Genomic DNA, 8907 nt, shown 5'->3' with positions numbered 1-8907 from the left:
GACCCAATGCGGCGTTGCGGTCCTTGCCAAGGGCTTGCCATTGCCTGCGGCCCGCGCCTTGCCTTGGGTCTTGTGCGGGGCTCTGAAATGCAACGAATCTCTGACTCAGGACACTAGATGTGATCTCTCAATACGTTGTTCATCCGGGGTGAGCTGCTGGCAGGCAGGGCCGGTTGTAGGAGCCCAGCCCTCTGGGCGAACGCAACACTGGCACAACGCCGGTTCGCGCAGAGGGCTGGGCTCCTACAACGAGCATCGCAGGACATGCTTCGCTCCTTCGCGAGAGGCTCATACGCTTCTCCTGTGAACAACCTGTTGGGGTAACAGCTAGAGCACATCCAGGACCTGCGCGAGCCGCGAGACGGCGGTCACTTCCATGCCCTTGATCGCCTTGCGCGGCGCATTGGCCGCGGGAACGATGGCGCGGGTGTAGCCGTGCTTGGCCGCCTCGCGCAGGCGTTCCTCGCCGTTGGGGACCGGGCGGATCTCTCCGGCGAGCCCCACCTCACCGAACACCACCAGATCCTGCGGCAGGGGCCGGTCGCGGAAACTGGACAGCGCCGCGGCGAGCATCGGCAGGTCCGCGGCGGTCTCGGTGACGCGCACACCCCCCACCACGTTGATGAACACGTCCTGGTCGAACAGCGCGATGCCGCCGTGGCGGTGCAGCACGGCCAGCAGCATGGTGAGCCGGTTCTGTTCCAGACCCACCGTGATGCGCCGCGGCTGCGCCGCGTGGCTCTCGGCCACCAGGGCCTGGACCTCCACCAGCAGCGGGCGTGTGCCCTCGCGGGTCACCATCACCACGCTGCCCGCCACCGGCTCCTCGTGGCGCGACAGAAAGATCGCCGACGGGTTGCTCACGGGCCTGAGGCCGGTATCCAGCATGGCGAACACACCCAGTTCGTTGACCGCCCCGAAGCGGTTCTTTACGGCGCGCAGCACCCGGTAGCGCCCGCCCGGATCACCCTCGAAATAGAGCACGGTGTCCACCATGTGCTCCAGCACCCGGGGGCCTGCCAGTTGTCCTTCCTTGGTCACGTGGCCGACGATGAACAGCGCCGTGCCCGTCTGCTTGGCGAAGCGCACCAGCTGTGCCGCCGATTCACGCACCTGGGCCACGGAGCCCGGGGCCGACTGCAACTGCTCCGTGTAGAGGGTCTGGATGGAATCCACCACCATGATGTCCGGCTCCGCCTGTTGCGCGTGGCGGATGATGCGCTCCGCGCAGGTTTCGGTGAGCAGACTCAGGTCCTCGTAGGGCAGGTCCAAGCGGCGTGCCCTGAGACTGACCTGCTGGGGGGATTCCTCACCGGTGACGTACAGGCCTCGGGGCCCGCTGCCCGAATCGCCGGCGGTCATCACGGCCAGTGACTGCAGCAGCAGCGTGGACTTGCCGATGCCGGGATCGCCGCCGATCAGCACCACCGAACCGTGCACCAGCCCGCCGCCGAGGACACGGTCCAGCTCCGACAGGCCAGTGCTGCTGCGCGGCTCGGCCTGCACCACCACGTCGCCCAGGCGGCGCACCGTGGCCGCCTCGCCGCTGTAGCCAGCGAAGCGCGGGCTCGCCTCGGCGGTGCCGCCCTGCGCCACGGTTTCCTCCAGGGTGTTCCAGGCACCGCAGTCGGCGCACTGGCCGCTCCACTTGGGATGGACGGCACCGCAGGCGCTGCAGGTGAATTGTGTTCTAGCCCGCATATCTCATCACCCTTCTACTGCGGCAGCCGATCCGCTCGCTGTGACGGGGCGTCCACAGCGTAGGAGCGGCGACCCCGCCGCGAACCGCCCGGGCCCGATCGACCTCCGCCTTCGGCCCGGGGTCGGACCTCCTACATCCGGTCCCGAGCAGCGCAGTGTCGGCTACGCCTGCGCCGTCCTCCGGTCCGCGCGCCCCGTCACAGCGGCGCCTCGACGCCCTCGCCACGAACGGTGGTGAGATATGCGGGCTAGCCACGGGTGATCAGCCGCCCTGTGGCCCGGGTGCGGGCGGCTCTCCGTGCAGCCGGGCTCCGATGCGCGCGGCCTTCACGGCGTTGTGCTTCACCTGCACGATCTCGATGGGGTAGCCGTCGATGAGCACGCTGGTGTTGGCTTCTGGAATGGTCTCCAGGTGTTCGATGATCAGGCCGTTGAGTGTGCGCGGGCCGTCCAGGGAAAAATGGGCGCCGATCATGCGGTTCAATTCCCTGAGGTGCACGCCTCCGTCCACCACCCAGCTGCCGTCCGCCTGGGGCATCACCTCCGGCGACAGGGCGGCGGGGTCGGTGGTGAACTCGCCCACGATCTCCTCGAGCAGGTCCTCCAGGGTGACCAGCCCCTGGATATCACCGTACTCGTCCACCACCAGCCCGATGCGGCGGCGCTCGCGCTGAAAGTTGAGCAGCTGGCGGTTCAGGGGCGTGCCCTCGGGGATGAAATAGGCATCGCGCAGGTTCTCGCGCAGGGTTTCCCGGGAGAGTTCTCCCTGAAAGATGAGCGGCAGCACGTTGCGCACGTGAATGAATCCGAGCACCTGGTCGATGTTGCCCTGGAAGACCGGCATGCGCGTGTAGCTGCCCATGAACAGCTGTTGCTCGATATCGTCCCAGTCGTCTTCCAGGTCGATGCCCTGGATCTCGTGGCGGGGCACCATGATATCCTCCACCGTCGCCTTCTCCAGGTCCAGGATGTTGACCAGCATCTTCTGGTGCTTGCGGGGAATGAGTCCGCCGGCCTCATTGACCACGCTGCGCAACTCGTCGGAACTGAGCGCGTGCTGGTCGATGTCGCGCACCCGCACACCCAGCATGTAGAGCAGGCCGTTGGCGATCAGGTTGATGAACCACACCAGCGGATACAGCAGTTGGAGCAACGGCGCGTAGACACGGGCTGCCGGGTAGGCGAAGCGCTCGGAGTGCAGGGCGCCCAGGGTCTTGGGCGTGACCTCGGCGAACAGCAGCAGCGTCAGGGTGAGCAGGCCGGTGGCGATGGCGATGCCCACGTCGTCGTAGATGCGGTACCCCAGGTAGGTGGCCAGCTGGGTGGCGAGAATGTTGACGAAGTTGTTGCCCAGCAGGATGAGCCCGATCAGCCGGTCCGGCTTGTCCAGCAATCGCTGGGCGCGTTGCGCGCCGCGATGCCCCGACTGCGCGAGATGGCGCATCCGGTAGCGGTTGAGCGCCATGAGCGCCGTTTCCGAGCCCGAAAAGAACGCCGAACACGCCAGCAACGCGAACAGAACGACAAACAGGGCCGTAAGCGGGATGTCAGCCAAGGCGGGCCGCGAAGCAGTGGGCTAGGCAGTCATTAGAGCGATTCAAGATTCAATATTCAAGATTCAAGGGGGAAGGCGGGTGCCCGATCCATGTACCGTGGATCGCAGGGTCACCCCTTTGAATCTTGAATCTTGAATCTTGAATCGCCCTTACCTCCCCAGCACCAGTTCCAATACCAGCTTGCTGCCGAAATAGGCGACCACCAGGGCCGCAAAGCCGCCCAGCGTCCAGCGGCTTGCCAGACGTCCGCGCCAGCCGAAACGCCAGTGGCCGAACAGCAGCGTGGCAAACAGGCCCCAGGCGGCGATGGAGAACACCGTCTTGTGGACCACGTGCTGCCCGAACAGATCCTGCAGGTAGATGAAGCCGGTGAGCAGACTGGCGCTCAGGAACACGAAGCCCAGCCCGATGATCTGGAACAGCATGCCCTCCATCATGGCCAGCGGCGGCAGTGCCCGGATGAACCCGCCCGGGTGGTGGTGATGCAGCTGGTGATTCTGCACGGCCAGCAGGATGGCCTGGATGGCGGCGATGGCCAGGAGGCTATAGGCCAGCAGCGAGAGCAGGATGTGGATCTGCAGGCCGGGCGGCAGGGTGGTGGGGGCCCCGGGGCCGGGGAACGCCAGTTCCAGGGCCAGGGCCAGCCCGGCGAACGGCAGCAGGATCACGCCCAGCAACTCCAGGGGATGTCGCAGGCTCGCGACCAGCAACAGGAGTGCGATGAGCCATGCGGCCAGGGACAGGGAATTGAAGAAGCCCATGTCGATCCCGGTCGCGGTGAAGGCGTCGCCATAGATGGTGACACCGTGAAACACCACCGCCAGGGACCAGCCCGCAAGCAGGCCGGAGCGCCCGACGACGGGCACCACCGAATCGCGACTGCCCTGCCAGAGTTGTGTGGCCAGCAGGGCGCTCGCACCCAGGTAGAGCAGAATGGCGATGACGGGGAAGATCGTGGGCATGGCCGCGGGGTCCTGAATCAACTGCGAATGATTGCACAGGCAGGTTCGCCGTTGAAGCCCGCGCAGACCTCCGACCCCCGTTTACCCGGATGGTTCAGTGCGGGCTGGACGGAAATGGCCGGCTAACTGTCGAACTGTTCACACTTGTTCGCCCCTGTCCGTCCGTTCGCACCCCGGGGCTGCCGCGTCCGTGTTAGCGTAACCATCGGTATTTCAGAACCCCGCAAAAGCGCCGGGGCAAGGCGCACACCCGCACGGTCGCGGTGAAATGCCAGAAAGTGACAGGATACGGTACCAGGGTACCGGGCACCGGAAGGGAGCGTTTGATGCAGATAGAGATTCTGGGATGCAGTGGCGGTATCGGGGGGGTGCATCGCACCACCGCCCTGCGCGTGGACGATGACATCCTGCTGGACTGCGGCACCGGTGTGGGCGATCTGGACGAGGCGGCCCTGGCCCGCATCCGTCATGTCTTTCTCAGCCATCCCCACATGGATCACGTGGCCTGCCTTCCCCTGCTGGTGGATACGCTGTTCAGTCGACTGCAGGACGATCCCCTGATCGTTCACGCCGTACCGGGCTGCCTCGACATCCTGCGCTCCGACATCTTCAACTGGCGCATCTGGCCTGACTTCCTGTCGCTCCCCAATCCGGACCGCCCGGTGATGCGCTTCGAGCCCATGGAACCCGGCATGCGCCTGGACCTGGACGGGCGGCGTATCGAGATGCTGCCGGTGCGCCATACGGTCCCCGCCGCGGGTTATCGCATCGAGCATCAGGGCGCGGCGTTCGCCTACAGCGGCGACTGCACCAGCAACGACGAACTGTGGGCCGCCCTCAACGCCCATGACCGCCTGGACATGCTGGTGGTGGAGTGCGCCTTCAGCGACGACGAAGCGGACTTGGCGCGGCGCTCCGGGCACTATTGTCCCGGGCTGCTGGCCGCGGACCTTGAAAAGCTCGTGCACCGCCCAAGCATCGGCGTGACCCATCTCAAGCCGGGGGAGGAGGCGAAGGTGATGCAGGAACTGGGTCGGTGCATGCCGGATCGCGAGCTGCGTCGCCTCAGCAGCGGCGATGTTTTCCGTTTATAATGTGCCGCTGATCTGAATCGCCGCCCGATCGGCCGTATCGGAACCGCCCCATGTTCGACAATCTCACCGAGCGCCTGCAAGGCACCGTCAAGCGCCTGCGCGGCCAGGCTCGCATTACCGAGGACAACATCCAGGAGACCCTGCGCGAAGTGCGCATGGCGCTGCTGGAGGCGGACGTTGCCCTGCCGGTGGTGCGCGAGTTCATCGCCCGCGTAAAGGAACGCGCCCTGGGCCAGGAGGTCCTGTCCAGCCTCACGCCCGGTCAGGCCCTGGTCAAGATCGTCAACGATGAACTGATCGCCGTCATGGGCCAAGCCAATGAGGCCCTGCAGCTCAACGTCCAGCCCCCTGCCGTGATACTCCTGGCCGGCCTGCAGGGCTCGGGCAAGACGACTACCACGGCCAAACTGGCGCGCCTGCTCAAGGAGCGACACAAGAAGAACGTCGCCGTGGTCAGTTGCGACGTCTATCGCCCGGCGGCGATCAGGCAGCTTGAAACGCTTGCCGGCGAGGTGGGCGTCGAGTGTGTTCCGAGCAACGCCGGTGAGGACCCCGTGGCCATCGCAGGGCGCGCGCTGGAACACGCCCGCCGGAAGTTCCTGGACGTGCTCATTGTCGATACCGCCGGGCGTCTGCACGTGGATGCGGACATGATGGCGGAGATCCAGCGTCTGCACACGGCCGTGTCGCCGGTGGAGACCCTGTTCGTGGTGGACAGCATGACCGGCCAGGATGCCGCCAACACCGCCAAGGCCTTCAACGATGCGCTGCCGCTGACCGGCGTGGTGCTTACCAAGGCGGACGGTGATGCCCGGGGCGGCGCTGCGCTGTCGGTGCGTCACATCACCGGCAAACCCATCAAGTTCCTGGGCATGGGAGAAAAGACCGCGGCGCTGGAGCCGTTTCACCCGGAGCGCGTCGCCTCGCGCATCCTCGGCATGGGCGACGTGCTCAGCCTCGTGGAAGAGGCCACCCGCCAGGTGGACCAGGACAAGGCGGCGAAGCTCGCGAAGAAGCTCAAGACCGGCAAGGGCTTCAATCTGGAGGATCTGCGCGAGCAGCTGGGGCAGATGCAGAAGATGGGCGGCATGGCCTCGCTCATGGACAAGCTGCCGGGCATGGGCCAGATCCCCGAGGCCGCCAAATCCCAGGCCAACGACAGGGAAGTGGGCCGTATGATCGCCATCATCAACTCGATGACGCCGGCCGAGCGCCGTCACCCGGACCTGATCAAGGGCTCGCGCAAGCGCCGCATTGCCGCGGGATCCGGCACCCAGGTGCAGGACGTCAACCGCCTGCTCAAGCAGCACCTGCAGATGAGCAAGGCGATGAAGCAGTTCTCCAAGGGCGGCATGGGCAAGTTCATGCGCGCCATGAAGGGCCGCCTCCCCGGCGGAGGGTTGCCGTTCTAGGGCAGGTACAAGGGCAAAGGTACAAGGGAAACCGGCCCAGACCACCCGGCAACACCGGGCCCACCCCTTTACCCTTGTACCTTTACCCTTGTACCTTGTACCTGCCCGTGTATAATTGCGCGTTTCTCCGGGGCCTCCGGCCCCGTGAATCCAGACATTTACCAAGGCCAGAACCGATGGTTACGATCCGACTCGCCCGTGGCGGCGCCAAGAAGGTGCCCTTCTATCACATCGTGGTCACCGACTCCCGTCGTCCGCGGGACAGCGGCTACATCGAGCGTGTGGGCTATTTCAACCCCGTCGCCCGCGGTCAGGAGGTGCGCCTGCACCTGGACGCCGAGCGCGTGGCGCACTGGATGTCCAAGGGGGCAAAGGCCTCCGAGCGGGCCGCGCAGCTTCTGGACGAATTCAGGAAGCAGCAGCAGGCCTGACGGTCCGGCCGGCTGCACCCGGCATGCAGGAGCGGCGCATCATCCTGGGCCGGATCTCCGGGGTGTTCGGGGTGCAGGGCTGGGTGAAGGTGTTCTCCGACACCGAGCCCCGCGAGCAGATCACCCGGTTCAACCCGATCCAGCTTGGCCGTGAAGGCCAATGGCGCGAGGCCCGCATCGAGGCCGGCCGCAGCCATGGCAAGGGCGTGGTGATGAAGATCGAGGGCTGCGATGATCGCGACGCCGCCGCGGCCCTCATGAATAGCGAGATCGCCGTATGGCGTGACCAGCTGCCCCCCCTGCCGGAGGGTGAACATTACTGGGCCGATCTGGTCGGCCTGAAGGTGCTGACCCGGGACGGGACGCCGCTGGGGGTCGTGCAGGATGTCATGCAGACCGGTGCCAACGACGTCATTCAGGTGCAGGGCGAGCGGGAACGGCTGATCCCCTGGGTGCTCGGGGACGTGGTCCGGGAGGTGGACCTGGAGGCCGGTATCGTGCGGGTCGACTGGGATCCGGAGTTCTGAGTCCGTCGCCCGGGATACCTGATGCGCATCGACGTGGTGACACTCTTCCCGGACCTGGTGAACTGCGTTGCCGGTTGCGGGATCACCGGCAGGGCGGTGGAGCGGGGGCTTCTGGCATTGCACTGCTGGAATCCCCGGGATTACACGGAGGATCGCCATCGTACGGTGGACGACCGGCCCTACGGCGGCGGACCCGGGATGGTGATGAAGGTGGAGCCGCTCAGGCGTGCCGTGCATGACGCGCGTGGCGCAGCGCAGGTGCCTGCCACCGTGGTGAATCTGAGCCCCCAGGGGCGCCGGCTTGACCAGGCGGGTGTGCGACACCTGGCCTCCCGCCCCAGGCTGATCCTTATCGCCGGGCGCTACGAGGGCATCGACGAGCGGCTGGTGGAACTGGAGGTGGACGAGGAGTGGTCCATCGGCGACTACATCCTGTCCGGCGGCGAACTGGCTGCCATGGTGGTGATCGACGCCTGTGCCCGCCTGTTGCCCGGCGCGCTGGGTGACGAGGATTCGGCCGAGCAGGATTCGTTCACGGACGGGTTGCTGGACTGCCCGCACTATACGCGCCCCGAGGTGATCGAGGGCTTGGCGGTTCCGCAGGTGCTGCTCGGCGGGCACCACGGCGAGATCGAGCGCTGGCGGCGTAAGCAGGCCCTGGGCCGGACCTGGGAACGACGCCCGGATCTGCTGGAGAAGCTGGAACTGAGCGAGGCGGACGAGCGCCTTCTGGAAGAGTATCGACGCGAGCACGCACCCGGTGCGGATCGCAGCAAGCAGTGACTGACAGGGGTCAAACCATGAGCAACATCATCGAGCAGCTTGAAGCGGAGCAGATGAACCGCGAGGTGCCTGACTTCACCCCCGGAGACACCGTGGTGGTGCAGGTGAAGGTGACGGAAGGCAACCGCGAGCGGTTGCAGGCCTTCGAGGGCGTGGTGATCGCCAAGCGCAACCGCGGCCTGAACTCGGCCTTCACCGTGCGCAAGATCTCCCACGGCGAAGGGGTGGAGCGCGTGTTCCAGACCTACAGCCCCGCAGTGGCCGAGATCAAGGTCAAGCGCCGCGGCGCCGTACGCCGCGCCAAGCTCTACTACCTGCGCGGGCGCACCGGCAAGGCGGCCCGGATCAAGGAAGACATCAAGCAGTCTTAAAAAAACGCCCCGGAAGGGGCGTTTTTTTTGTCCGTTGTCCGTTGTCAGTAGTCCGTTGTTGAAACCCCTT

9 protein-coding genes are annotated in these 8907 nt (G+C 66.0%); 6 read left to right on the top strand and 3 right to left on the bottom strand.

The window, feature by feature from the left end:
- Positions 1 to 327: 327 nt before the first annotated feature.
- The 3 genes from radA to B1C78_RS15370 all read right to left on the bottom strand — a co-directional run bounded on the left by radA (position 328) and on the right by B1C78_RS15370 (position 4219).
- A complete protein-coding gene (radA, locus tag B1C78_RS15380) occupies positions 328 to 1701 on the bottom strand; it encodes a DNA repair protein RadA (RefSeq protein WP_077280053.1) in 1374 nt (457 codons plus the stop codon).
- Positions 1702 to 1963: 262 nt separating this feature from the next.
- Positions 1964 to 3256 carry an HlyC/CorC family transporter gene (locus B1C78_RS15375; protein WP_077280052.1) on the bottom strand — a complete coding sequence of 431 codons (1293 nt, stop codon included), beginning with the start codon at positions 3254 to 3256 and terminating at the stop codon, positions 1964 to 1966.
- Positions 3257 to 3406: 150 nt separating this feature from the next.
- Positions 3407 to 4219, bottom strand: a complete 813-nt coding sequence (locus B1C78_RS15370) for a cytochrome C assembly family protein (protein ID WP_077280051.1) — start codon at positions 4217 to 4219, stop codon at positions 3407 to 3409.
- A gap of 326 nt (positions 4220 to 4545) precedes the next feature.
- On the opposite strand from B1C78_RS15370, the gene B1C78_RS15365 reads away from it, so the two are divergent.
- The 6 genes from B1C78_RS15365 to rplS all read left to right on the top strand — a co-directional run bounded on the left by B1C78_RS15365 (position 4546) and on the right by rplS (position 8837).
- Entirely contained in the window at positions 4546 to 5313 is a 768-nt protein-coding gene (locus tag B1C78_RS15365) for an MBL fold metallo-hydrolase (protein WP_077280050.1), read from the top strand.
- A gap of 50 nt (positions 5314 to 5363) precedes the next feature.
- Positions 5364 to 6725, top strand: coding sequence for a signal recognition particle protein (gene ffh, locus B1C78_RS15360; protein WP_077280049.1), 1362 nt, complete (start codon positions 5364 to 5366; stop codon positions 6723 to 6725).
- Positions 6726 to 6901: 176 nt separating this feature from the next.
- Positions 6902 to 7156, top strand: a complete 255-nt coding sequence (rpsP, locus tag B1C78_RS15355; RefSeq protein WP_077280048.1) for a 30S ribosomal protein S16 — start codon at positions 6902 to 6904, stop codon at positions 7154 to 7156.
- A gap of 23 nt (positions 7157 to 7179) precedes the next feature.
- Positions 7180 to 7683, top strand: a complete 504-nt coding sequence (rimM, locus tag B1C78_RS15350; protein WP_077280047.1) for a ribosome maturation factor RimM — start codon at positions 7180 to 7182, stop codon at positions 7681 to 7683.
- Between the two features lie 21 nt (positions 7684 to 7704).
- Positions 7705 to 8466: a tRNA (guanosine(37)-N1)-methyltransferase TrmD gene (trmD, locus tag B1C78_RS15345; protein ID WP_077280046.1), complete on the top strand. Its 762-nt coding sequence runs from the start codon at positions 7705 to 7707 to the stop codon at positions 8464 to 8466.
- Positions 8467 to 8483: 17 nt separating this feature from the next.
- Complete coding sequence (gene rplS, locus B1C78_RS15340) at positions 8484 to 8837, top strand: 50S ribosomal protein L19 (protein WP_077280045.1); 354 nt, start codon at positions 8484 to 8486, stop codon at positions 8835 to 8837.
- The last annotated feature ends 70 nt before the right edge of the window (positions 8838 to 8907 follow it).

This window comes from Thioalkalivibrio denitrificans, assembly GCF_002000365.1.
Classification (GTDB): Bacteria; Pseudomonadota; Gammaproteobacteria; order Ectothiorhodospirales; family Ectothiorhodospiraceae; genus Thioalkalivibrio_A; species Thioalkalivibrio_A denitrificans.
This window is presented reverse-complemented; position numbering and strand designations above follow the sequence as displayed.

Bases quoted from the DNA above. Each gene is read 5' to 3' on its own strand.
- trmD (WP_077280046.1), top strand. From the start codon at position 7,705: ATGCGCATCGACGTGGTGACACTCTTCCCGGACCTGGTGAACTGCGTT.
- rpsP (WP_077280048.1), top strand. From the start codon at position 6,902: ATGGTTACGATCCGACTCGCCCGTGGCGGCGCCAAGAAGGTGCCCTTC.
- radA (WP_077280053.1), bottom strand. From the start codon at position 1,701: ATGCGGGCTAGAACACAATTCACCTGCAGCGCCTGCGGTGCCGTCCAT.
- B1C78_RS15370 (WP_077280051.1), bottom strand. From the start codon at position 4,219: ATGCCCACGATCTTCCCCGTCATCGCCATTCTGCTCTACCTGGGTGCG.
- B1C78_RS15365 (WP_077280050.1), top strand. From the start codon at position 4,546: ATGCAGATAGAGATTCTGGGATGCAGTGGCGGTATCGGGGGGGTGCAT.
- rplS (WP_077280045.1), top strand. From the start codon at position 8,484: ATGAGCAACATCATCGAGCAGCTTGAAGCGGAGCAGATGAACCGCGAG.
- rimM (WP_077280047.1), top strand. From the start codon at position 7,180: ATGCAGGAGCGGCGCATCATCCTGGGCCGGATCTCCGGGGTGTTCGGG.
- ffh (WP_077280049.1), top strand. From the start codon at position 5,364: ATGTTCGACAATCTCACCGAGCGCCTGCAAGGCACCGTCAAGCGCCTG.